Source organism: Streptomyces sp. NPDC041814, from assembly GCF_055590565.1.
Genome location: NZ_JBVJAM010000001.1, coordinates 327,225 through 350,191, shown reverse-complemented (window position 1 = coordinate 350,191; position 22,967 = coordinate 327,225). Strand labels below are relative to the sequence as shown.

Below are 22,967 nucleotides of genomic sequence, written 5' to 3'. Positions count from 1 at the left end.
GGTCACAGGCTCAGCTCCGGGTGCAGCCGCTCCAGTGTCCACATCTGCTTGCGGCGGGCCGACAGGGCGGTCAGCGCGAGCGCCCCGGCGGTGAAGGCGGCGAGCACCGCGCAGCCCTGCCAGACCGGGCCGAGCCCGCCGCCCGTGATGAGCCGGCGCAGCCCCTCCACGATGTAGCTCATCGGCAGGTACGGGTGGATGGCGTTGAAGAAGCCGGGACTGGTCTGTACGGGGTAGGTGCCGCCGGCCGAGGTCAGCTGGAGCATCAGGAGCGCGAGGACGAGGATGCGCCCGGCCGCGCCGAAGCAGGCGTTCAGCCACTGCACGATCGCCGCGAAGCAGCAGGTCACCAGGGCCAGGAAGCCGAGCGTCCCGGCGGTGTGCGCCATGTCCAGGCCGGGGCCCCAGTGCAGGACGGACATCAGCGCGGCCGTCTGGAGCAGCCCGACCCCGGCGACCGGCAGCCAGCCCGCGAGGGCGATCCGCCAGGCCGGTGCGCCGGCGGCCAGGGCCCGCCTGCTGAGCGGCTGGATCAGCATGTACGCCACCATCGCGCCGACCCAGAGGGAGAGCGGGATGAAGTAGGGCGCGAAGCCGGTGCCGTAGTTCGGGGCGGAGTGCAGCGACTGCGAGGCCAGGCGTACGGGGTCGGCCATGACCTCCGTGCGGGCGTCGCGGTCCTTCTTCCCGTAGTCGGGGATCCGGTCGACGCCGTCGCCGAGGCCCTGGGCGAGCGTGGCGGAGCCGTCCTTGAGACGCACCAGCCCGTTGTCCAGGCTGTCGGCGCCCTTCTTGAGCTTGCCGACGCCGGTGTCCAGGTCGGACGAGCCGGTCTTCGCCGTGCCCAGCCCTGTGTGCAGCCGGTCCGCGCCGGCGGCGACCTTGTGCGCGCCGGTGTTCAGCGCGTTGACCTTCTTGACCGCGGCTTCGAGGTCCTCGTCCAGGTGCGGGGAGCGCGCGGCGAGCCCCTTCGCCTGCCTCTCCAGCGTGGTCAGCTGGGTGCGCAGCTTCTTCAGGTCGCCGTTCTGGTTCTTGACCAGGGCGTTCACGTCGTCGGCCACGGCGGCGACATCGGCCGCCGCCGTCACGGCCCGCTTCAGCGGCGGGCAGACGGCGGGGTCGGGGACCGGCTGCTCCTCGCAGCGGGTGCGGTGGACGTCGGCGAGGTCGTCGGCGGCGGTGTGCGCGGCCCCGGCGGCGGTGGGCGCCGCCTTCACGAGCAGGTCAAGGTTGTCCCGTACGGTCTTCGACGTGTCGGCGACCAGCCGGGCGGTGTCGCCGATGGCCTTCCCGTTGTCCTTCAGGAACGGGCGCACGTCGGCGGCGACCCCGTTGACCTTGTCGGCGAGGAGCTGGGTGCCGTCGGCGACCTGGCGCGATCCGGTCTCCAGGTCGCCCGCGCCCTTGTTCAGCTTCACGATCCCGCCGGACAGCTTGCTGCTGCCCTTCTTGGCGTCCTTCAGCCCGTCCGCGAGGTCCTTCGAGCCCTTCTTCGCCTTGCCGGCCCCGTCCTTGAGGTCGGCCGCGCCCCTGGCGGCCTTCGCCGTCCGGTCGTGCAGATCGGAGAAGCTGATGAAGATCCGGTCCAGGAACCCGCGCGAGGCGTTGGCGGAGGCGGCGGTGCGGACCTCGGAGAAGACCGTCCGGGATATCTGCCCGACGATGTAGTTGTTCGCGTCGTTGGTACGCACCTGGAGCGCGCCGGTCTCCGGTGCGTCACCGGCGCTGGAGGCGATGCGCGCGCTGAAGTCGGCCGGCATGCGCAGCGAGAGGTAGTACGTGCCGTTCTCGACGCCCCGGTCGGCCTCCTCGGCGCTCACCTCGTGCCAGTCGAAGGTCTTGGACTCAAGGAGCTTGCCGGTGATCTGGTCCCCGGCCGCCAGCCGCTTGCCGTCGGCGGTGGCGCCCTTGTCGTCGTTGACCAGGGCGACCGGAATGCGGTCGAGGCGTCCGTACGGGTCCCAGAAGGACCACAGGTACAGGGCGCCGTAGAGCAGGGGGAGCAGCAGGAGCGCGGCGAGGGCGGCGCGCGGCAGCCGCCCCCTGCCGAAGCGCCTCAGCTCAAGCGCGGCCAGTCTCGGCGAACGCATCGGCCGGTTCCTCCTCGTGCGATGTGGCTTCGGTGGTGTCCGGGGCGGTGCCCGTGCGTACGGTGACGGCGTCGTCGGGGGCCTCGCTGCAGACGGCCAGGACGGTGGTGCCGGCGGCGGCGACGGAGCGCAGCAGCCCCCACACCTCGGCCCGCCCGGCGTCGGACAGCTTCAGATCGGTGTCGTCCACCGCGAGCAGCCGGGGCCGGCCCATCAGCGCGAGGGCCACGGACAGCCGCAGTGCCTCGGTCCGCTCCAGATCCCGTACGGCGGTGCGCTCGGCCTTGGGTAGCGTGGCGGGGTCGAGTCCGGCGGCGTCCAGAGCGGCGTCGATCCTGGCCCGGGCGGCGGCGGCCCGCTCCCGGGGCCTGCGCAGCAGGGCGCGCGGGGAGCCGTCGTAGCGGCGCAGGAGCAGGGCCCGCTCGCGCAGGTGCTCGGCGACCGTGAACGCCGGGTCCAGCTCGCTGACTCCGGGCACCGGGCCCAGGGCCGCGACGCGGCGGACGGCGGCGGCCCGGCGCGGCAGGGCGAGACCGGCGGTCGCGGCCTCGCCCTCGGTGGGGCGCATGCGGCCGGTGAGGGCGAGCAGAAGACAGGTGCGGCCCGAGCCGGACGGACCCTCGACGGCGATCAGGGCGCCGGGCTCCGCGCGGAGGTCCACGCCCCGGAAGGCCCAGCCGCGCGGCCCTTCGAGCCCCAGGTTCCCGGCGGTGACGGCCGCCCCGTGCGGACTTTCCACGCACCCCACCCCTCATTTGAACTGACTGGTCAGTTCAAAAAGTAGCCCGAACTTGCGATCGAAGCAAAAGCCCAGGTCAGGGGCGCTTCAAGGTGGATTGTCAGTGGGGGCCGTCACGATGGATACAGACGGCCACAGAGCCGTTACCGAGACAGGAGGTTCTGTCATGGCCCACTCGTCCGCAGCCGCCGCCCCGCGACGCCGCGCAGACGGCCCTGCTCCCTCACCGACCGGCCCGGCCCGCGATGTCCACCCCGTCGTCCGGCGTACCACCGCACCGCCCGCCGCCCTCGATCTCCTCACCCAGGCCCGCGCCGGCCTGGACGAGGCAGCTGTCCTCTCCGTGCCCAACGAGCGGTACGCCACCGCACACCTCGCCGCCCTGCGCACCGCGGCCGCCGTCCTCGCCGCGCGGGCCCGCCCCGAGCCCGCGCGGCGGCGCAGGGCGCCGATCCGCAGCGCCTGGGAGATCCTTCCGGAGCTGGCCCCCGAGCTCGCCGAGTGGAGTGCCCTCTTCGCCTCCGGCGCCGCCCGGCGGGCCCGTGCCGAGGCGGGCATACCCGGCGCGGCCAGCCGGCGGCAGGCCGATGACCTACTGCGTGACGCCGCGATGTTCCTGCGTCTCGTGGAACGGCTGCTCGTGCTCCAGCCGGTGCTGCCGCAGCCCCGCGGGGAGCGGCCCGACGCGGGGTGACCGCGTGGGCGGCGCCAGGCCATAGGGTGGGCGGTACCTGTTACCTGCGCTGTTCACGCTCCGCCCCCCGGGCGGCCCGTGCCGAGGAGTCAACTGCCGTGTCGGACCCGCTGCGCCCCCGTGCCTCCCTCCGTACCGCCGTGGTCTGGGAGGTCCTGAAGGATGCCCTCGACCGCCGGGTCAAGGCGACCGGCCGGGACGCCCTGGACGTACTGGACACCGGCGGCGGCACGGGCAACTTCGCGGTGCCCGCCGCCCGTCTCGGCCACCGGGTCACCGTCGTCGACCCCAGCCCCAACGCGCTCTTCGCGCTGGAGCGCCGCGCCGCCGAGGCCGGGGTCGCCGACCGGGTGCACGGCGTGCAGGGCGACATCCTCGGCCTGTTCGACGTGGTCGAGCGCGGGGGCTACGACGCGGTGCTCTGCCACGGCGTCCTGGAGTACGTGGACGACCCCGCCGAGGGTGTACGGCACGCGGTGGAGGCCCTCCGTCCGGCCGGGGCGCTGAGCCTGCTCGCCGCCGGGCTCGGCGGCGCCGTCCTGGCCCGCGCGCTGGCCGGCCACTTCAACGAGGCGCGGCACGCGCTGGGCGACCCGGAGGGACGGTGGGGCGACGGGGACCCGATGCCCCGGCGGTACACGGCCGAGCAGCTGGCCGAGCTGGTCACCGCCGCCGACGTCGAGGTGGGCGCCGTGCACGGGGTCCGGGTCTTCGCCGACCTCGTCCCCGGGGTCCTGGTGGACACCGAGCCGGGCGCGATGGAGGCCCTGCTCCGCCTGGAGGCCGCCGCCGCCGAACTGCCCGCGTTCCACTCCGTGGCCACCCAGCTGCACGTCCTGGGGACCAAGCGGGGCTGAACGCCCGAGGGTTACCGGCGGCAGCGCGGCTGATCAGCGACGCAGCGGCAGACGGAGTACGCACCGACAGCCCCGTTCGGCGCTCGGGCCCCGTATGATCGGGGGACACCATCCGGCATGACGGATCGGAGGTTGGGGAATCAACTCAGCAGCTGAGCCGTCGTGGCGGCCCGGACTGGCTGTTTGGCAATGAGGGCGGGTTTCACGGGGGCGACTCCCCGCCTATCCTGGAAGGGCCGCATACCGGCCGCCCCCCGCGGCCGACGACGAGGAGGACTCCGTGCCGCTCTCGGAGCACGAGCAGCGAATGCTCGAGCAAATGGAGCGAGCGCTGTACGCCGAAGATCCCAAGTTCGCGACAGCGCTCGAGGGAAGTGGGCTGCGTACGTACACCCGGCGACGGGTCTACCAGGCGATCGCTGGCTTTCTGGTGGGTATCGCGCTCCTCATGGCCGGAATGGTCGCCCAGCAGATCTGGATCAGCGTGGTGGGCTTCCTCGTCATGCTGGGCTGCGCGGTGCTCGCGGTCACGGGATGGCGCAAGGCGCCCAAGCCGGGCGAACAGCAGTCGGTGCGCACCGGTGGTGCCGGTGGGAGGCAGTCCCGCCAACGCCGGTCCGTGATGAACCGGATCGAACAACGGTGGCAGCGCCGCCGCGACGAGCAGGGACAGTAACCCCACAACGCTTCAGCTGAAGGGGCGGCCGCGACCACGCGGCCGCCCCTTCACGCGTGGGCCTCGGGCGGCCGGCACCGGGGCACGGCGACCGCCCGCGCGGCCCGGCGCCCCGCACAAATGCCGAGCTCGCGGGCCGAGCGCCCCGGGCCGAGTGGGGCCGGCGGTCCCGGCCCGAGGGCAGGACGCCGCGGTCCCGGGCCACGGCGTCCCGCACACCCGGGCCGCGCGCGGCCCCTCAGTTCTCCTGGCGGGTCGGGCGGCGGGTCCACGCGGGGCGGGATGGCAGGCGGAAGCGGGCGGCCAGGGTCGTCCGGCGCTTCGACAGGGCCCAGGCCACCCGTACGGACGAGCGGGGGGCCAGGAGCGCGCGGAGGCGGGCCGGGCGGCCGGCCGACAGGCCCAGGCCGGTCCGAACCGCCCGCGCGTCCTCGGCGAGGCCCGACGCCGGGCGCGGCTCGCGGGCGTAGAGCGCCTGCTCCACCGCCCCCGCGACCCGGTGCACCGCGTCCGCCGCCTCGGTGTCCAGCCGGCCCAGCCGCACCAGCCGCTCGGCGGCCCGGCGCGGGGTCAGCGCCTCGTCCGGGGGAATGCCGTGGTCCCACGCCGTGTCGGTGACCTCCCGCCACACCGCCAGGGTCCGCGCGGTCGCGTCGGCGGGGGTGCGGCCGCCCGGGGAACCCAGGCGGCGGGCCCGCGCCCGCAGCCGCCAGAACATCGGCAACAGGGGCAGCACCAGGACGAGCACCACCGCGGCGGCCACGCCCAGCACGGTGCCCGTCGGCGTCCCCGGGTCCGTCGGCGCGGCCGCACCGGGCGCCGCCGACTGCCCGCACTCGCCCTGCTTGCGCATCTGCGCCGGGCAGCTCTCCGACGCGGACGGCGTGGCGGCGACCGGCGCCGAGGCGTCCGCCTCCGGCCGGGCCGGGTCCGCCGTGTCACCGGTCGGCGCGTCGGGCAGCGTGTACGACGGGACCGAGCCCCGCGTCGGCGTCGGCTCGAAGCGCGTCCAGCCGATCCCCTCGAAGTACAGCTCCGGCCAGGCGTGCGCGTCGCGCAGACCGACCGAGTACGAACCGTCCGGCTGCGCGCTGCCCGGTGTGAAGCCCACCGCGACCCGGGCCGGAATGCCCAGCGTGCGGGCCATCGCCGCCATCGTGAACGAGAAGTGGACGCAGAAGCCCCGCTTGTCCTTCAGGAAGCGGGCGATCGCCGCGCTGCCCGTACCGGAGTCGACCGAGGTGTCGTAGGTGAACCCGCCGTCGGTGGAGAAGTAGTCCTGGAGCTTCACCGCCCGCTCGTACGAGTTGGCGGCCCCGTTCGTGATCTCGTCGGCGGTCCGCGCGACCACCTTCGGCAGCGAATCGGGCACCTGTGTGTACTCGCGCATCAGCTCCGGCGGCACCGCGCCCGCGCGGGCGAGCTGATCGGACGTCGGCTGCACGTCGAGGCTGGTCACGGTGTACTGAGCGCCGCCGGTCGTCTCCCCGTCGTCACCGACGAGGGTGCGGCCCTCCGGCTCGAAGCGCCACCGGCCGCCGACCCGCACCTCGGACGCCGGGTAGGGGAGCGGCAGATACGTCTGCTTGTAGGAGGCCGACGCCGAGACGGTCGACCTGATCTCCGTGACCGCGACGGACGAGGAGAGACCCGCCGGGGCCGGCAGCCGCTTCGGCACGTCCTGGAGCCGACGCGTCGAGGCACGCCACTCGTTCCCGTTGAACTGGTCCAGGGCCAGGATGCGGAGATAGAAGTCGCCCGGACTGCTCGCACTGGTGCGGTACGACATCACCTGCCGGTTCTCCGGCTGGTTGAGGTTGTCCTGGAGCGAGACCAGCGGGTTCACCGCGGAGATCGTGCCGCCCCCGCGCCCCTTGCCGCCCCCGCCGCCCGCACCGCCCAGCAACCCGCCGTCGAGGGCGGGCAGCGCCGCGGGCACCACCAGGGCGAACCCCAGGGCCACCGCGCCGATCCGGCGCCCCGTGCGTACCGGGGCCAGCGCCCGTCCGCCACCCGTGGTGTCCAGCCCGGCGGACGAAGCACCGCGGGGCCGCGCCGCCCCCGCGAAGACCCGCCCCCACTGGGAGAGCCGGTCACGCCCCTCGGCCAGCAGGAGCAGCAGATAGCCGCAGGCGGCCAGGAGGAACCACAGCCAGCCCGCACTGCCCTCCGCCAGCCCGGCGGCCACCGAATACAGCGCCAGCAGGGGCAGCCCGGCCGGCGCGGCGCTGCGGAACGTCACCGCCAGCGTGTCGACCAGCAGCCCGACCAGCAGGACACCGCCCACCAGCATCAGCCGGATGCCCGGCGTCGCCGGCGCCGGGATCGCGTACTGCCCGACGTCGTTCCCGCCGGCCGTCAGCAGATCCACGAGGTGCCGCACGGCCTGCGGTCCGGGCAGCACGCCCGCCACCGCCTGCTCCCGGGCGAACGCCACGGTCAGCAGCACCGCCATGACCAGCGCCTGGGCGGCGGCCGTCAGCAGCCGGGGCAACGGCACCCGGCGGCCCAGCACCCCCACCCCGCACTGCACGGCCAGCAGGAACGCCCCCTGCACGATCCAGCTCACCGGGTCCACCAGCGGCAGCATCGAACAGGACGCCATCAGCGTCGCCGCGAAGGCGGCCAGCGCCAGCCTGCCCCGACCGCTCATGACCGCCCCCTCATGACCAACCCCCGAACCCCGCGGGTCCGGCCGTTCCGCCGGACCCGGACACCGCACTGTGCCGGCCCGCCAGCTGCCACAGCTCGGCCAGCCGCGCGCCGGGCTCCACCGGCACCACCGTCCACCCCGCCTCGCGCAGCCGCCGCAGCCGCCGCTTGGCCGCCTCCCTGGTGGCGGGCGATTCGCCGTTCATCCAGGCGGCACTGTCCAGGACGAAGGCCACGGCTCCGCCGCTGCGCTGCCGCATCCGGGCGGCCATACCGGTCTGCTCCTCGTCCAGATCGCCGAGGAAGGCGATCAGCAGCCCCTCGCCGCCCCCGCGCAGGACGTCATGGGCGCGGGAGAGGCCCCCGCCGTCGGAGTGTTCGATCTCCGCGAGGGTGTCCATCATCAGCCCCGCCGCGTCCGCGGTGGCCTGGGCCGCGCCGGCGAAACCGCCCTCGCCCTCGCCCGGCACCGCGCTCCCCGCGTCGGTCAGCAACCGGACCGCGAAGCCCCGCTCCAGCATGTGCACCAGCGTGGACGCGGCCCCGGAGACGGCCCACTCGAACGCGGAGTCCGGCCCCGCCCCCCGGTAGCCGGTCCGGCGGGTGTCCAGCAGGACCGTGCACCGGGCGCGCTGCGGCTGCTCCTCGCGGCGCACCATCAGCTCCCCGTAGCGCGCGGTGGAACGCCAGTGGACCCGGCGCAGATCGTCCCCGTGGCGGTAACCGCGCGGGATCACGTCGTCCTCACCGGCCAGCGCCAGGGACCGCTGACGCCCCTCGCCGTATCCGGAGGACTCGCCGGCCAGCGGCACGGGGGGCAGCGGCTCGGTGCGGGGCACCACGACCAGGGTGTCGTAGGCGCTGAACGAGCGGGTCAGCTCGCACATGCCGAAGGGGTCGCTCAGCCGCAGTTGCAGCGGGCCGAGCGGATAGCGCCCGCGCAGGTCGGACCGGACCCGGTAGGACACCTCGCGGCGCCCGCCCGCCTCCACCCGGTCCAGCACGAACCGGGGCCGCGGCCCGAGCACGTACGGCACCCGGTCCTGGAGCATCAGCAGCCCCGTGGGCAGCCGCGAGACGTTGTCCATGCGCAGGTGGACGCGGGACTCGGAGCCGGCCGGCACGCGCGAGGGGGACAGCCTGCGGGTGCCCGTGACCCGGTAGCGGGTCCGGTAGAGCACCGTCACGGACACCAGGGGCAGCACGGCGAGCAGCAGGCCGACCCGCAGCAGGTCGCCCTGGCCCAGCACATAGGCGCAGACCGCCGCCGCGACCCCGGCCGCGAGGAAGGACCGCCCACGGGTCGTCAGGCCGCCGAGCGCGGCCCGCACCCCGCCCTTGTCGTCGCCGCCGTCCATCGCGACGGGCTCCGACGCGGCCCTCACGGACGCCGCGCGCCGGGCTGCTGCGCTCCGCCGTACGCCTGGTCCGCCGGATACGCGGGGGCCTGGGCTGCTGCACCGCTGGACGCCGTGGGCACCGGGGTCTGATGAAGGATCTCCCGCACCACCTGCTCGGCGGTGCGGCGGTTGAGCTGGGCCTGCGCGGTGGGCAGCAGCCGGTGGGCGAGCACCGGGACGACCAGGGCCTGCACATCGTCCGGCAGGCAGTAGTCCCGGCCGGCCAGCGCGGCGGACGCCTTGGCAGCGCGCAGCAGGTGCAGCGTGGCGCGCGGCGATGCGCCGAGCCGGAGGTCGGGGTGGGTGCGGGTGGCCGCGACGAGCTGGACCGCGTATCTGCGGACGGCCTCGGCGACGTGGACCGCGCGGACCGCTTCGATCAGCTTCACGATGTCGTGCGCGTGCGCCACGGGCTGGAGGTCGTCGAGAGGCGAGAGGCCGCCGTGCACGTCGAGCATCCGGAGCTCGGCCTCAGCGCTGGGATAGCCGATCGACACCCGCGCCATGAACCGGTCGCGCTGGGCCTCGGGCAGCGGATACGTGCCCTCCATCTCCACCGGGTTCTGCGTCGCCACGACCATGAAGGGGTCGGGCAGCTCGTAGGTGTGCCCGTCGATGGTGACCTGGCGCTCCTCCATCGACTCCAGGAGCGCCGACTGGGTCTTCGGGGAGGCGCGGTTGATCTCGTCGCCGATCACGACCTGCGCGAAGATCGCGCCGGGCTTGAACTCGAAGTCCCTGCGCTGCTGGTCGTATATGGACACACCGGTGATGTCCGAGGGCAGCAGGTCGGGCGTGAACTGGATGCGCCGCACCGAGCAGTCGACGGACCGGGCCAGCGCCTTGGCCAGCATGGTCTTGCCCACGCCCGGCACGTCCTCGATCAGGAGGTGCCCCTCGGCGAGCAGCACGGTCAGAGAGAGCCGCACGACCTCGGGTTTGCCCTCGATCACGGCCTCCATCGACCTGCGCACCCGTTCGACGGTGGTGGTCAGATCTGTGAGGCTCGCTCGATCGTCATAGGTCGTCACCCCGGCCCTCCTCGGCCCCGCCCCACGCTCACCAGGAGCAGGGGATTCCCCAGTCACGGGCCGGCGCCGTCGTGCGGCCCCGCCCACCCCGAATTGCGGACACCGCGCCGGACGGGGTCCGGCGGGGTGTCACCCACGCATTCTTGTTGCCGTTACCGCTTCGTGTCACTCGCCTGTGGACAACCGGGGGCGATATGTCGGATTGGGTGAGGATTTCGTCACCGGAAGGTGGCGGTCCGGAGTCATGCGGACCCTCGGTCAGGCGACGGGCAGGACCTCGCGCAGCTTGCCCGTGGTCACGTCGAAGACAAAACCGCGCACGTCGTCGGTGTGCTTGAGGAACGGCGAGGTGCGAGCCCGCTGCATCGACTGCCGCACGTCCTGGTCGGCGTCGGTGTACGCCTCGACGGCCCAGGACGGCCGCTGCCCGACCTCATGCTCCAGCTCCTGGCGGAAGTCCTCCGTGATCGACTCCATGCCGCAGCCCGTGTGGTGGATCAGGACGATGCTGCGGGTGCCCAGCGCCCGCTGACTGATGGCCAGCGACCGGATGACGTCGTCGGTGACCACGCCGCCGGCGTTGCGGATGGTGTGGCAGTCGCCCAGCGAGAGGCCGAGGGCCTTGTGCAGGTCGAGACGGGCGTCCATGCAGGCGACCACGGCGACCTGGAGCACCGGCTTGGCGTCCATGCCGGGGTCCTTGAAGTCTGCGGCGTAATGGGTGTTCGCCTCGACCAGCCGGTCGGTGACGGTGGGGGCGGAGGCGGCGGAGTGCGCGGAAGTCGACATGCTCAAGACGTTAGCCCGCACCTCCCTCTCCCGGGCGAGAGGGAAGCGGACAAAAAACGTCAACAGTGCTTGTTGTGAGGTAATCCACAAGACCGCCTCCGGCCACCCGTGCGGGTGAACGCGTCACGGCCGACGCGCTGCCGGGTTGATTGATCGGGAATCGATCGAGTGGCAGGGTGGACTAAAGTGACGGGAAGTTACCGACACCCTGCACATTTCGAACTTTTACCCGTGTGCGCGGCGTACGTACGGCCCGGCCCTCTCCCGCTCGCCGGTCGGCTGACGCCCCTTCCCCGGCGCCGGCGGACCTCCCCTTCGCGAGCGGGCGGGGACCAGGCCGTACGTCCCGCCACCCGGGAGCTGAGCCTGAGAGGGCGCATGAGCCAGACCCGACACGTCCCGGTGATGCTCCAGCGATGCCTGGACCTGTTGGCACCGGCTCTGGAGGCCCCGGGCCCGCAGCCTCCCGTGGTCGTCGACTGCACCCTCGGCCTCGGCGGCCACAGCGAGGCCCTGCTCTCGGCCTTCCCCACCGCCCGGCTGATCGCCCTCGACCGGGACAAGGAGGCCCTGCGGCTCTCCGGTGAGCGGCTCGCCCCCTACGGCGACCGCGCGACCCTGGTGCACGCCGTCTACGACGAACTGCCCGAGGTGCTCGACCGGCTCGGCATTCCCAAGGTGCAGGGCATCCTCTTCGACCTCGGCGTCTCCTCGATGCAGCTGGACGAGTCCGACCGGGGCTTCGCCTACGCCCGCGACGCACCGCTCGACATGCGCATGGACCAGACGACCGGCGTGAGCGCCGCCGAGGTCCTCAACACCTACCCGCCGGGCGAACTGGTGCGCATCCTGCGCGCGTACGGCGAGGAGAAGCAGGCCAAGCGCATCGTCTCCGCCGTCGTGCGCGAGCGCGAGAAGGAGCCGTTCACCAACAGCGCCCGGCTGGTCGAGCTCATCCGCGAGGCCCTGCCGCAGGCGGCCATGCGCACCGGGGGCAATCCCGCCAAGCGCACCTTCCAGGCCCTGCGCATCGAGGTCAACGGGGAGCTCACCGTCCTGGAGCGGGCCATCCCGGCCGCCGTCGCCGCCCTTGCCGTCGGCGGGCGCATCGCGGTCCTCTCGTACCAGTCCCTGGAGGACCGGCTCGTGAAGCAGGTCCTCGCGGCGGGCGCCGCCAACACCGCCCCGCCCGGCCTGCCCGTCGTCCCCGAGCGCTACCAGCCCCGGCTGAAACTCCTCACCCGGGGCGCCGAACTCCCCACCGAGGAGGAGGTCGCGGAGAACCGCCGCGCCGCCCCCGCCCGGCTGCGAGGCGCCCAGCGCATCCGCGAGGACGAGCGGTGAGCCGGCGGGCGGCCGCGCGGACCGGGGACGGAGCGGCGCGGTGAGCAAACCGGCCGGGCAGCGGCAAGGACGCGTCGCACGGCTCACCCGGCTGATGCCCGCCGGGCCGAGCACCGCGGCCCGGACCCCGTTCGTCCTGCTGGTCGTGGTGCTCCTCGGCGGCGGCCTGATCATCCTGCTGCTGCTCAACTCCGCGCTCAACGAGGGCTCCTTCGAGCTGAGCGAGCTGAAGAAGCGGACCACCGAACTCACCGACGAACAGCAGGCCCTCCAGCGCGACGTCGACGCCTCCTTCGAGCCCGACGCCCTGGCCCGCCGCGCCCGTGAGCTCGGCATGGTCCCCGGCGGCAGCCCCGCCTTCCTCGACCGGGACGGCAAGGTCCGGGGCGTCCCGTCGAAGGCCGCTCCGGCCCCGGTCCTCGCGCCCCCGCCGAGCACGCCGGCCTCCACGCCCACGCCGACCCCCACCGGCACGGCCGCCGCCACTCCGGCGCCCGGGCCCACGCCCTCCGGCACACCGGCAGCCCAGCCCTCCACGAGCCCCGGCAGGTGACGCAGTGCCCCCCAAGGAACCGCCGCGCCGTCGCGTACCCAGCCCCGCGCGTCCCCGCAACGCCTCCCCGGCATCGGGCCGCCCCCGCCCGCAGCAGCGCCGGCGGCCCCCGGCCGCCGCTCAGCGCGCCCGCTCCCGGCGGCCGCTGCGGCTGGGCAGCCCGCGGCCCCGGCTGCGGCTGGTCAGCCTCGCCCTGACGCTCGTCATGATCGCGTTCGTCGTACGACTGCTCCAGGTCCAGGCGGTCGACGCGCACGCGTACGCGGCGAAGGCCGAGACGAACCGCTACCTGAGCTACACGGTCGCCGCGGAGCGCGGCGAGATCACCGACCGCAGCGGCATCGCGCTGGCCACCAGCGTGGACGCGTACGACATCACGGCCGACCCCAAGATGTTCACGCCGGCGGACAGCAAGGCGCCCGACGCCCCCCAGCAGGCCGCCGCCCTGCTCGCGCCGATCCTCGGCGTCGACGCGGACGGGCTGGTCAAGAAGCTGTCGAAGCCCAGGAGCCGGTACGCGGTGCTGGCGCGCAGGCAGACCCCGCAGGTCTGGAAGCAGATCAAGGACCTCAAGTCCGTCTTCGCCGAGAAGGCCGCCAAGGACAAGGCGGCCGGCGGGAGCGGCGCCAACGTGCTGGCGGGCGTATTCCAGGAGGCCACCACCAAGCGGGTCTACCCCAACGGCACCCTGGCCGCCGGGATACTGGGTTATGTCAACGCCGAGGGCAAGGGCGCCGGCGGCCTCGAATCCCAGCTCGACAAGGAGCTCGCGGGCGAGGACGGCACCATCAAGTACGCCCAGTCCGGCGGCCGCAGGGTGCCCACCGCGGGCACCAAGGAGGTTCCCGCGGTCCCCGGCGCGGACATCGAGCTGACGATCGACCGCGACATCCAGTGGGCGGCCCAAAAGGCCATCTCCGAACAGGTGACGAAGTCCAAGGCCGACCGCGGTTACGTCATCGTGCAGAACACCCGCACCGGCGAGGTCCTCGCCATGGCCAACGCCCCCGGCTTCGACCCCAACGACCTCTCCCAGGCCGACGCCGCCTCGCTCGGCAACGCCGCCCTCCAGGACGTCTACGAGCCCGGCTCCACCAGCAAGGTGATGTCCATGGCCGCCGTCCTCGAAGAAGGCGCCGCCACGCCCCTCACGCACGTCACGGTCCCCAACCGGCTCCACCGGGGCGACCGCCTCTTCAAGGACGACGTCGATCACGCCACCTGGCAGCTCACGCTCAACGGCGTGCTCGCCAAGTCCAGCAACATCGGCACCATCATGGCCACCGGCCAGCTGGGCAGGACGCAGTCCGAGGCCAACAAGGTGCTGTACTCCTACCTGCGGAAATTCGGCATCGGTTCACCCACCGGGCTCGACTACCCCGGCGAGACGCCCGGCCTCCTCGCCAAGCCGCAGGACTGGTCGACCTCGCAGCAGTACACGATCCCGTTCGGCCAGGGCCTCTCCCTCAACGCCATGCAGGCCGCGTCGATCTACTCGACCATCGCCAACGGAGGCGTACGGATCCAGCCGACGCTCGTACGCGGCACGAGGGGCCCGGACGGCCGCTTCGCCCCGGCCGAGGCGCCCGAACAGACGCGCGTGGTCAGCAAGAAGACCGCGAAGACCCTCGCCACCATGCTCGAATCGGTGGTCGCCGACCAGGAGGGCACCGGCACCAAGGCCCAGATCCCCGGCTACCGGGTCGCGGGCAAGACCGGCACCGCCAACCGCGTCGACCCGGTGCGCGGCGGCTACCACGGCTACACCGCGTCCTTCGCCGGATTCGCGCCCGCCGACGACCCCCAGGTCACCGTCTACTGCGCGATCCAGAACCCCACCAGGGGCAGCCACTTCGGCGGCCAGACCTGCGGGCCCATCTACAAGCAGGTCATGGAATTCGCCCTCAAGACGCTCCAGACACCCCCGTCCGGCCACGCGCCGGCCAAGCTGCCGGTGTTCTTCGGAACCGGCGAGTGAACGCGCGGAGACCACCAGTGACAACCATCACCCCCGACCCCGGGAACCGGAACGAGAACGTCCGCTCGGCGGGCCCCTCACTTCGCGAGAGGCGGGGTGAGCCCGGTACGCTCACCGCCGTGCCCCACGCCGAACAGTCCCGAACGACCCAGAAGGACGCGCCTGTGAACTACCCGGGAGCGCCTCGCCCGGACCGCCTGCGGCCCACCTCCCTGGTCACGCTGGCAGAGCGGCTCGGACTCGAACCGCCGGGCACCGGCGACGTCACCGGCATCACCCACGACTCCCGTGCGGTACGCCCCGGAGACCTGTACGCGGCCCTGCCGGGCGCCCGCCTGCACGGCGCCGACTTCGCCACCCAGGCGGCCGGTCTCGGCGCCGCGGCCATCCTCACCGACCCCTCCGGCGCCGACCGCGCCCGGGCCACCGGCGTGCCGGTCCTGGTCACCGAGGACCCGCGCGGCCGGATGGGCGAACTCGCCGCCGAGATCTACGGCCACCCCGGCACCGGCCTCCTCCAGGTCGGCATCACCGGTACCTCCGGCAAGACCACCACCGCCTACCTGGTCGAGGGCGGCTTCCGCGGCGCCGGACGCGCCACCGGGCTCATCGGCACGGTGGAGATGCGGATCGGCGACGAGCGCATCAAGTCCGAGCGCACCACGCCCGAAGCCACCGATCTCCAGGCCCTGTTCGCCGTCATGCGCGAACGCGGCGCCGACGCCGTCACCATGGAGGTCTCCAGCCACGCGCTGGTCCTCGGCCGGGTCGACGGCTGCGTCTTCGACGTCGCCGTCTTCAACAACCTCAGCCCGGAGCACATGGAGTTCCACTCCGGCATGGAGGACTACTTCCAGGCCAAGGCCCAGCTCTTCACCCCGCGCCGCAGCAGGCAGGGGGTCGTCAACTACGACGACGAGTACGGCCGCAGGCTCGTCACCGAGGCGACGGTGCCCATCACGACCTTCTCCGCCGAGGGCCACCCGGACGCCGACTGGCGCGCCGAGGACGTCGTCGTCGGCCAGCTCGGCTCGACCTTCACCGCCGTCGGGCCCAAGGGCGAGCGGGCCACCGCCAAGGCCCCGCTTCCCGGCCCGTTCAACGTCGCCAACACGCTGGCCGCGATCGTCGCCCTCGCCGTCGCCGGCATCGACCCGCAGACCGCCGCGGACGGCATCGCGACCGTGCCCGGGGTGCCGGGCCGGCTGGAGCGGATCGACGCCGGACAGCCCTACCTCGCCCTGGTCGACTACGCGCACAAGACCGACGCCGTCGAGTCCGTGCTGCGGTCCCTGCGCAAGGTCACCAAGGGCCGGCTGCACATCGTCCTCGGCTGCGGCGGCGACCGCGACACCACCAAGCGCGGCCCGATGGGCGCGGCGGCGGCCCGGCTCGCCGACACCGCCGTACTGACCTCCGACAACCCCCGCTCCGAGGACCCCCTGGGCATCCTCGCGGCCATGCTCGCGGGCGCCGCCGAGGTGCCCGTCCACGAGCGCGGCGACGTCCTGGTCGACGCCGACCGCGCCGCGGCCGTCGCCGCCGCGGTGGCCCGGGCCGAGCCCGGCGACACCGTGCTCGTCGCCGGCAAGGGCCACGAGCAGGGCCAGGACGTCCACGGCGTCGTCCGCCCCTTCGACGACCGGGTCGTCCTGCGCGAGGCCATCGAGCGCTCCCTGGGGCACGAAGGCGCCGGACCCCGTGCCTCCCACCACGAGAACAACAGTCAGGGATGACCAAGTGATCGCCCTTTCCCTCGCCGAGATCGCCGAAATCGTCGGCGGGCAGACGCACGACATACCGGATCCGTCGGCAACCGTCAGCGGGCCCGTCGTCATCGACTCCCGCAAGGTGACCCCCGGCAGCCTCTTCGTCGCCTTCGCCGGCGAACGGGCCGACGGCCACGACTACGCCGAGCGCGCCGTCGAGGCGGGCGCGGCCCTCGTGCTGGCCACCCGCCCCGTCGGCGTGCCCGCGATCGTCGTGGACGACGTCGTGGCCGCCCTCGGCGCGCTCTCCCGCGCCGTCGTGGGCCGCCTCGGCGCCACCGTCGTCGCCCTCACCGGCTCCGCGGGCAAGACCTCCACCAAGGACCTCATCGCGCAACTCCTGGAGCGCAAGGGGCCCACCGTCTATCCGGAGGGCAACCTCAACAACGAGATCGGCCTGCCGCTCACCGCCCTGCGCGCCACCGACGAGACCAAGCACCTCGTCCTCGAAATGGGCGCCCGCTACATCGGGGACATCCGCTACCTCACCGGACTCGTCCCGCCGCGCATCGGTCTCGTGCTCAATGTCGGCAGCGCGCACATCGGCGAGTTCGGCGGCAAGGAGCAGATCGCCCAGGCCAAGGGCGAGATGGTCGAATCTCTCCCCGAGGACGGCATCGCCGTACTCAACGCCGACGACCCCCTCGTACGCGCCATGTCCTCCCGTACCAAGGCCCGCGTCGTCCTCTTCGGTGAGGGCGCGGATGCGGACGTACGGGGCGAAGACGTCCACCTCACCGACGACGGACGCCCCGCGTTCCGCCTCCACACACCCACCGGGTGCAGCGAGGTGACCATGCGCCTGTACGGTGAGCACCACGTGTCGAACGCGCTCGCCGCGGCCGCCGTCGCCCATGAGCTGGGCCTGTCCGCAGACGAGATCGCCGAAGGGCTCTCCGAGGCGGGCACCCTCTCCCGCTGGCGCATGGAGGTCACCGAGCGTCCGGACGGCGTGACGTTCGTCAATGACGCCTACAACGCCAACCCCGAATCCATGAAGGCAGCGCTCCGCGCGCTGGCCGCCATGGGGAAGGGGCGTCGTACGTGGGCGGTGCTCGGTCTGATGGCCGAGCTCGGCGACGCCTCGCTCGCCGAGCACGACGCGGTCGGACGGCTCGCCGTCCGGCTCAACGTCAGCAAGCTCGTCGCGGTCGGGGGCAGAGAAGCCTCCTGGCTGCAACTGGGCGCATACAACGAGGGTTCGTGGGGTGAGGAGTCGGTGCACGTGTCCGACGCACAGGCTGCCGTCGACCTGTTGCGCAGGGAACTGCGCCCGGGAGACGTGGTGCTGGTGAAGGCGTCCCGGTCGGTCGGCCTTGAGCAGGTCGTCACAGCGCTGCTGGAGAACGCGACCGAGGGCGAGGTCGCGGGCCGATGAGGCAGATCCTCTTCGCGGGAGCCATCGGGCTCTTCCTGACCCTGGTCGGCACGCCGCTGCTGATCAAGCTCCTGGCCCGCAAGGGATACGGGCAGTTCATCCGCGACGACGGCCCGCGTACCCACGGGTCCAAGAAGGGCACGCCCACGATGGGCGGCATCGCCTTCATCCTGGCGACGCTCATCGCGTACTTCCTGGCGAAGGTGATCACCGGCGAGGAGATGCGCTTCTCCGGTGTGCTGGTCCTCTTCCTGATGGCCGGCATGGGACTCGTCGGCTTCCTCGACGACTACATCAAGATCGTCAAGCAGCGCTCGCTCGGTCTGCGCGCCAAGGCGAAGATGGCCGGCCAGCTGATAGTCGGGATCGCCTTCGCGGTGCTCTCGCTCCAGTTCGCCGACGCCCGCGGCAACACCCCGGCCTCCGACAAGCTCTCGTTCGTCGAGGACTTCGGCTGGTCGATCGGCCCGGTGCTCTTCGTCGTCTGGGCGCTGTTCATGATCCTCGCCATGTCCAACGGCGTGAACCTGACGGACGGTCTGGACGGCCTGGCCACCGGCGCGTCGGTGATGGTCTTCGGCGCGTACACCTTCATCGGGCTCTGGCAGTTCCAGGAGTCCTGCGCCAACGCCGGCACCCTTACGAACCCGAGTGCCTGTTTCGAAGTGCGGGACCCGCTCGACCTCGCGGTCGTGGCCTCCGCGCTGATGGGCTCCTGCTTCGGCTTCCTGTGGTGGAACACCTCGCCGGCCAAGATCTTCATGGGGGACACCGGCTCGCTCGCCCTCGGCGGTGCGCTCGCCGGTCTCGCGATCTGCTCCCGCACCGAATTCCTGATGGCGGTCCTCGGCGGCCTCTTCGTGATGATCACGATGTCCGTCGTCATCCAGGTCGGCTCGTTCAAGATGACCGGCAAGCGCGTCTTCCGCATGGCCCCGCTCCAGCACCACTTCGAACTCAAGGGGTGGTCCGAAGTCCTTGTCGTGGTCCGCTTCTGGATCATCCAGGGCATGTGCGTGATCGTCGGACTCGGCCTCTTCTACGCAGGATGGGCAGCCAAGAAGTGAGCAACGTGGACTGGCAGGGCAAGCACGTCACGGTCGCCGGGCTCGGAGTCTCCGGAATCCCGGCGGCCCGGGTGCTGCACGGCCTCGGCGCCGTCGTCACCGTGGTCAACGACGGCGACGACGAGCGCTCCCGCGCCCAGGCCGCCGAGCTGGAGGCGCAGGGCATCGCCGTGCGCCTCGGCGACGGCGACACCCTGCCCCCGTCCACCGAGCTGATCGTCACCGCTCCCGGCTGGAAGCCCGGCAAGCCGCTGTTCGCCGCGGCCGCCGAGGCGGGTGTCCCGGTCTGGGGCGACGTCGAACTCGCCTGGCGGCTGCGCGGCCAGGACGGCCGGGAGCCCGCTCCCTGGCTCGCGGTCACCGGCACCAACGGCAAGACCACGACCGTACGGATGCTCGCCTCGATCCTGGAGGCCGCCGGACTGCGCACCGCCGCCGTCGGCAACATCGGCGTCTCCCTGCTGGACGCCGTCCTCGGCGAGGAGACGTACGACGTACTCGCCGTCGAACTCTCCAGCTACCAGCTGCACTGGGCGCCCTCGCTGCGCGCCCACTCCGCCGCCGTGCTCAACCTGGCCCCCGACCACCTCGACTGGCACGGCTCCATGGAGGCGTACGCCGCCGACAAGGGCCGGATCTACGAGGGCAACCGCGTCGCCTGCGTCTACAACGCCGCCGACCCGGCCACCGAGGAGCTGGTGCGTGAGGCGGACGTCGAGGAGGGCTGCCGTGCCATCGGCTTCACCCTGGGTACGCCCGGGCCCTCGCAGCTCGGCGTGGTGGACGGCATCCTGGTCGACCGGGCGTTCGTGAAGAACCGCCAGAAGCAGGCCCAGGAGCTGGCCGAGGTCGCGGACGTCAACCCGCCGGCCCCGCACAACATCGCCAACGCCCTGGCCGCCGCGGCCCTGGCCCGTGCCTTCGGCGTCGAACCCGCCGCCGTGCGCGACGGGCTGCGCAGCTTCCGCCCCGACCCGCACCGCATCGAGCACGTCGCGGACGTGGACGGGGTCGCCTACGTGGACGACTCCAAGGCCACCAACACGCACGCCGCCGAAGCCTCGCTCGCCGCCTACGACTCCATCGTCTGGATCGCCGGCGGCCTGGCCAAGGGCGCCACCTTCGACGAGCTGGTGACCGGCTGCGCCAAGCGGCTGCGGGGCGTCGTACTCCTCGGCGCGGACCGGGCCCTGATCCGCGAAGCCCTCGCGCGACACGCCCCCGAGGTACCGGTCGTCGACCTCGACCGGACCGACACTGGGGCGATGTCCGAGGCGGTCCGCGAAGCCGCGCGGCTCGCCCGGCCGGGCGACACCGTACTGATGGCCCCGGCCTGCGCCTCCATGGACATGTTCGTCAACTACAACAAGCGCGGCGAGGCATTCGCGGACGCCGTCCGCGCACGCGCCGCCGAGAGCGTCTGACGGGCCCGGCCGCCGCGCCCCGGGCACGAGCAGTGGAGGGGACAGGGACATGCCGGCCGAAGAGAGCGTGCGGGTAAGGCCCGCTGCCAAGGCCCGGCGGCCCGCGGCGGTGCGGGCCCGGAGCACCGGCAGCCCCAGCAGCCCGCGCGGCGGCGGAGCACGTCGGCTCTACGAACGGGCACGGCGGGCCTGGGACCGGCCGCTGACGGCGTACTACGTGATCCTGGGCGCCGGACTGCTGATCACCGTGCTCGGCCTGGTGATGGTCTACTCCGCCTCGATGATCAAGGCGCTGGAGCTCGGCAAGCCCGGCACCTACTTCTTCCGCAAGCAGTTCCTGGCGGCCGTGATCGGGGCCGGGCTGATGGCGGCCGCCGCCCGGATGCCGGTGAAGCTGCACCGCGCACTGTCCTACCCGCTGCTCATGGGCGCCGTCTTCCTGATGGTCCTGGTCCAGGTGCCGGGGATAGGGATGTCGGTCAACGGCAACCGCAACTGGCTCTATCTGGGCGGGCCCTTCCAGCTCCAGCCCAGTGAGTTCGGCAAGCTGGCGCTCGTGCTGTGGGGGGCCGACCTGCTCGCCCGCAAACAGGACAAGCGGCTGCTGACCCAGTGGAAGCACATGCTGGTGCCGCTGGTGCCGGTCGCCTTCATGCTGCTCGGGCTCATCATGCTCGGCGGCGACATGGGCACTGCGATCATTCTCACGGCCATCCTGTTCGGCCTGCTCTGGCTGGCCGGGGCGCCCACCCGGCTCTTCGCGGGAGTGCTGGCCATCGCCGGCCTCATCGGCTTCCTGCTCATCAAGACCAACCCGAACCGGATGTCCAGGCTGGACTGCATGGGGGCGAGCGAGCCGGGGCCCGGAGGCTCCTGCTGGCAGGCCGTGCACGGCATCTATGCTCTGGCGTCAGGCGGATGGTTCGGTTCCGGCCTCGGTGCGAGTGTGGAAAAATGGGGCCAACTTCCCGAACCGCACACCGACTTCATCTTCGCCATCACCGGGGAGGAACTGGGGCTGGCGGGGACGCTGTCGGTGCTCGCCCTCTTCGCGGCTCTAGGCTATGCGGGTATCCGCGTGGCCGGACGCACGGAGGACCCCTTCGTGAGGTACGCAGCGGGAGGTGTGACCACCTGGATCACGGCGCAGGCCGTGATCAACATCGGTGCGGTGCTCGGCCTGCTGCCGATCGCCGGTGTCCCGCTCCCGCTGTTCTCCTACGGGGGGTCGGCCCTGCTGCCGACCATGTTCGCCGTCGGGCTGCTGATCGCGTTCGCGCGGGACGAGCCCGCCGCGAAGGCGGCCCTGGCCGTGCGGAGGCCCGGGGTGAGATGGAAGACGATGAGACGGCGCGTCAAGAAGCGGCCGTCCGGAGAGCGGTGAAATTCGGTGCATGTCGTACTCGCCGGCGGGGGGACCGCCGGCCACATCGAGCCCGCGCTTGCCCTCGCGGACGCCCTGCGCAGGCAGGACCCGAGCGTGGGGATCACCGCTCTCGGCACGGAGCGCGGACTCGAAACCAGACTCGTACCCGAGCGGGGGTACGAACTGGCGCTGATCCCGGCCGTACCGCTGCCGCGCAAACCCACCCCCGAACTCATCACCGTCCCGGGCCGGCTGCGCGGCACCATCAAGGCCGCCGAGCAGATCCTGGAACGCACCCGGGCCGACTGCGTGGTCGGCTTCGGTGGTTACGTGGCCCTGCCGGGCTATCTCGCCGCCAAACGCGCGGGCGTCCCGATCGTGGTCCACGAGGCCAACGCCCGCCCCGGCCTGGCCAACAAGATCGGCTCGCGGTACGCGCACGGTGTCGCCGTCTCCACGCCCGACAGCAAGCTGCGCGGTGCCCGCTACATCGGCATCCCGCTCCGCCGCACCATCGCCACCCTCGACCGGGCCCGCGCCCGGCCCGAGGCGCGCGCGGCCTTCGGCCTCGACCCCAACCTGCCGACGCTGCTGGTCTCCGGCGGCTCGCAGGGCGCCCGCCACCTCAACGAGGTGGTGCAGCGCGTCGCTCCGCTGCTCCAGCGCTCCGGTATCCAGATCCTGCACGTGGTCGGGCCGAAGAACGAATTGCCGCGCGTGGACAACATGCCCGGGATGCCCCCCTATATCCCGGTACCGTACGTGGACCGGATGGATCTCGCGTACGCCGCGGCCGACATGATGCTCTGCCGCGCGGGCGCGATGACCGTCGCCGAACTCTCCGCCGTCGGACTGCCCGCCGCCTACGTCCCGTTGCCCATCGGCAACGGTGAACAGCGGCTCAACGCCCAGCCGGTGGTGAACGCGGGCGGGGGTCTGCTGGTGGACGACGCCGCGCTCACCCCCGAGTGGGTGCAGGGCAACGTCCTCCCGGTGCTGTCCGATCCGCACCGGTTGTATGAAATGTCCCGGTCCGCCGCCGAGTTCGGCCGCCGGGACGCCGACGATCTGCTGGTCGGCATGGTGTACGAGGCGATTGCCGCACGCCGTAACGCGTGAGGCGGACGGGACCGGGGGTGATGGCCCCCGGACCCGGCATA

At 72.8% G+C, this 22,967-nt stretch carries 18 protein-coding genes; 12 read left to right on the top strand and 6 right to left on the bottom strand.

Annotation, left to right across the window (positions count from 1 at the left end):
* Positions 1 to 2: 2 nt before the first annotated feature.
* Together ACZ6C6_RS01595 and ACZ6C6_RS01590 are read right to left on the bottom strand one after the other, a co-directional pair.
* Positions 3 to 2,090 (bottom strand): YhgE/Pip family protein, encoded by a 2,088-nt coding sequence (locus tag ACZ6C6_RS01595; protein ID WP_469197978.1) that lies wholly within the window; start codon positions 2,088 to 2,090, stop codon positions 3 to 5.
* A complete protein-coding gene (locus ACZ6C6_RS01590) occupies positions 2,062 to 2,829 on the bottom strand; it encodes an ATP-binding cassette domain-containing protein (RefSeq protein ID WP_469197976.1) in 768 nt (255 codons plus the stop codon). The genes ACZ6C6_RS01595 and ACZ6C6_RS01590 overlap by 29 nt, the downstream gene beginning before the upstream one ends.
* A 166-nt stretch (positions 2,830 to 2,995) precedes the next feature.
* On the opposite strand from ACZ6C6_RS01590, the gene ACZ6C6_RS01585 reads away from it, so the two are divergent.
* The 3 genes from ACZ6C6_RS01585 to ACZ6C6_RS01575 all read left to right on the top strand — a co-directional run bounded on the left by ACZ6C6_RS01585 (position 2,996) and on the right by ACZ6C6_RS01575 (position 5,056).
* The gene (locus ACZ6C6_RS01585; RefSeq protein ID WP_469197974.1) at positions 2,996 to 3,523 is read left to right on the top strand and encodes an SAV_6107 family HEPN domain-containing protein; all 528 of its coding nucleotides are present in this window, start codon (positions 2,996 to 2,998) and stop codon (positions 3,521 to 3,523) included.
* 98 nt (positions 3,524 to 3,621) lie between these two features.
* Positions 3,622 to 4,380, top strand: coding sequence for a class I SAM-dependent methyltransferase (locus tag ACZ6C6_RS01580; protein ID WP_018104440.1), 759 nt, complete (start codon positions 3,622 to 3,624; stop codon positions 4,378 to 4,380).
* A 280-nt stretch (positions 4,381 to 4,660) separates the two neighbouring features.
* The gene (locus ACZ6C6_RS01575) at positions 4,661 to 5,056 is read left to right on the top strand and encodes a DUF3040 domain-containing protein (protein ID WP_469197972.1); all 396 of its coding nucleotides are present in this window, start codon (positions 4,661 to 4,663) and stop codon (positions 5,054 to 5,056) included.
* 238 nt (positions 5,057 to 5,294) lie between these two features.
* On the opposite strand, the gene ACZ6C6_RS01570 is transcribed toward ACZ6C6_RS01575, so the two are convergent.
* The 4 genes from ACZ6C6_RS01570 to ACZ6C6_RS01555 form a co-directional block, all read right to left on the bottom strand.
* Positions 5,295 to 7,709, bottom strand: coding sequence for a transglutaminase TgpA family protein (locus ACZ6C6_RS01570; protein ID WP_469197970.1), 2,415 nt, complete (start codon positions 7,707 to 7,709; stop codon positions 5,295 to 5,297).
* A gap of 10 nt (positions 7,710 to 7,719) precedes the next feature.
* Complete coding sequence (locus ACZ6C6_RS01565; RefSeq protein WP_469199273.1) at positions 7,720 to 9,066, bottom strand: DUF58 domain-containing protein; 1,347 nt, start codon at positions 9,064 to 9,066, stop codon at positions 7,720 to 7,722.
* A gap of 23 nt (positions 9,067 to 9,089) precedes the next feature.
* Positions 9,090 to 10,139, bottom strand: a complete 1,050-nt coding sequence (locus ACZ6C6_RS01560) for an AAA family ATPase (RefSeq protein ID WP_469197968.1) — start codon at positions 10,137 to 10,139, stop codon at positions 9,090 to 9,092.
* A 258-nt stretch (positions 10,140 to 10,397) separates the two neighbouring features.
* Positions 10,398 to 10,928: a beta-class carbonic anhydrase gene (locus tag ACZ6C6_RS01555; protein WP_469197966.1), complete on the bottom strand. Its 531-nt coding sequence runs from the start codon at positions 10,926 to 10,928 to the stop codon at positions 10,398 to 10,400.
* A 378-nt stretch (positions 10,929 to 11,306) separates the two neighbouring features.
* Between ACZ6C6_RS01555 and rsmH the strand changes: the two genes are divergently transcribed.
* From rsmH to murG, 9 genes are all read left to right on the top strand, one after another.
* Complete coding sequence (rsmH, locus tag ACZ6C6_RS01550; protein ID WP_018104446.1) at positions 11,307 to 12,272, top strand: 16S rRNA (cytosine(1402)-N(4))-methyltransferase RsmH; 966 nt, start codon at positions 11,307 to 11,309, stop codon at positions 12,270 to 12,272.
* Positions 12,273 to 12,366: 94 nt separating this feature from the next.
* Entirely contained in the window at positions 12,367 to 12,825 is a 459-nt protein-coding gene (gene ftsL / locus ACZ6C6_RS01545) for a cell division protein FtsL (RefSeq protein ID WP_469199271.1), read from the top strand.
* Positions 12,826 to 12,829: 4 nt separating this feature from the next.
* Positions 12,830 to 14,803: a peptidoglycan D,D-transpeptidase FtsI family protein gene (locus tag ACZ6C6_RS01540; RefSeq protein WP_469197964.1), complete on the top strand. Its 1,974-nt coding sequence runs from the start codon at positions 12,830 to 12,832 to the stop codon at positions 14,801 to 14,803.
* Between the two features lie 17 nt (positions 14,804 to 14,820).
* Positions 14,821 to 16,539 carry a UDP-N-acetylmuramoyl-L-alanyl-D-glutamate--2,6-diaminopimelate ligase gene (locus ACZ6C6_RS01535; RefSeq protein WP_469197962.1) on the top strand — a complete coding sequence of 573 codons (1,719 nt, stop codon included), beginning with the start codon at positions 14,821 to 14,823 and terminating at the stop codon, positions 16,537 to 16,539.
* 4 nt (positions 16,540 to 16,543) lie between these two features.
* Positions 16,544 to 17,950, top strand: a complete 1,407-nt coding sequence (locus ACZ6C6_RS01530; protein ID WP_365685152.1) for a UDP-N-acetylmuramoyl-tripeptide--D-alanyl-D-alanine ligase — start codon at positions 16,544 to 16,546, stop codon at positions 17,948 to 17,950.
* Positions 17,947 to 19,017: a phospho-N-acetylmuramoyl-pentapeptide-transferase gene (gene mraY, locus ACZ6C6_RS01525; protein ID WP_093709222.1), complete on the top strand. Its 1,071-nt coding sequence runs from the start codon at positions 17,947 to 17,949 to the stop codon at positions 19,015 to 19,017. Before ACZ6C6_RS01530 ends, mraY begins: the two co-directional genes overlap by 4 nt.
* A complete protein-coding gene (gene murD, locus ACZ6C6_RS01520; protein WP_469199269.1) occupies positions 19,014 to 20,441 on the top strand; it encodes a UDP-N-acetylmuramoyl-L-alanine--D-glutamate ligase in 1,428 nt (475 codons plus the stop codon). The genes mraY and murD overlap by 4 nt, the downstream gene beginning before the upstream one ends.
* A 49-nt stretch (positions 20,442 to 20,490) precedes the next feature.
* The gene (gene ftsW / locus ACZ6C6_RS01515; RefSeq protein WP_469197959.1) at positions 20,491 to 21,825 is read left to right on the top strand and encodes a putative lipid II flippase FtsW; all 1,335 of its coding nucleotides are present in this window, start codon (positions 20,491 to 20,493) and stop codon (positions 21,823 to 21,825) included.
* 6 nt (positions 21,826 to 21,831) lie between these two features.
* The gene (murG, locus tag ACZ6C6_RS01510; RefSeq protein ID WP_469197957.1) at positions 21,832 to 22,926 is read left to right on the top strand and encodes an undecaprenyldiphospho-muramoylpentapeptide beta-N-acetylglucosaminyltransferase; all 1,095 of its coding nucleotides are present in this window, start codon (positions 21,832 to 21,834) and stop codon (positions 22,924 to 22,926) included.
* The last annotated feature ends 41 nt before the right edge of the window (positions 22,927 to 22,967 follow it).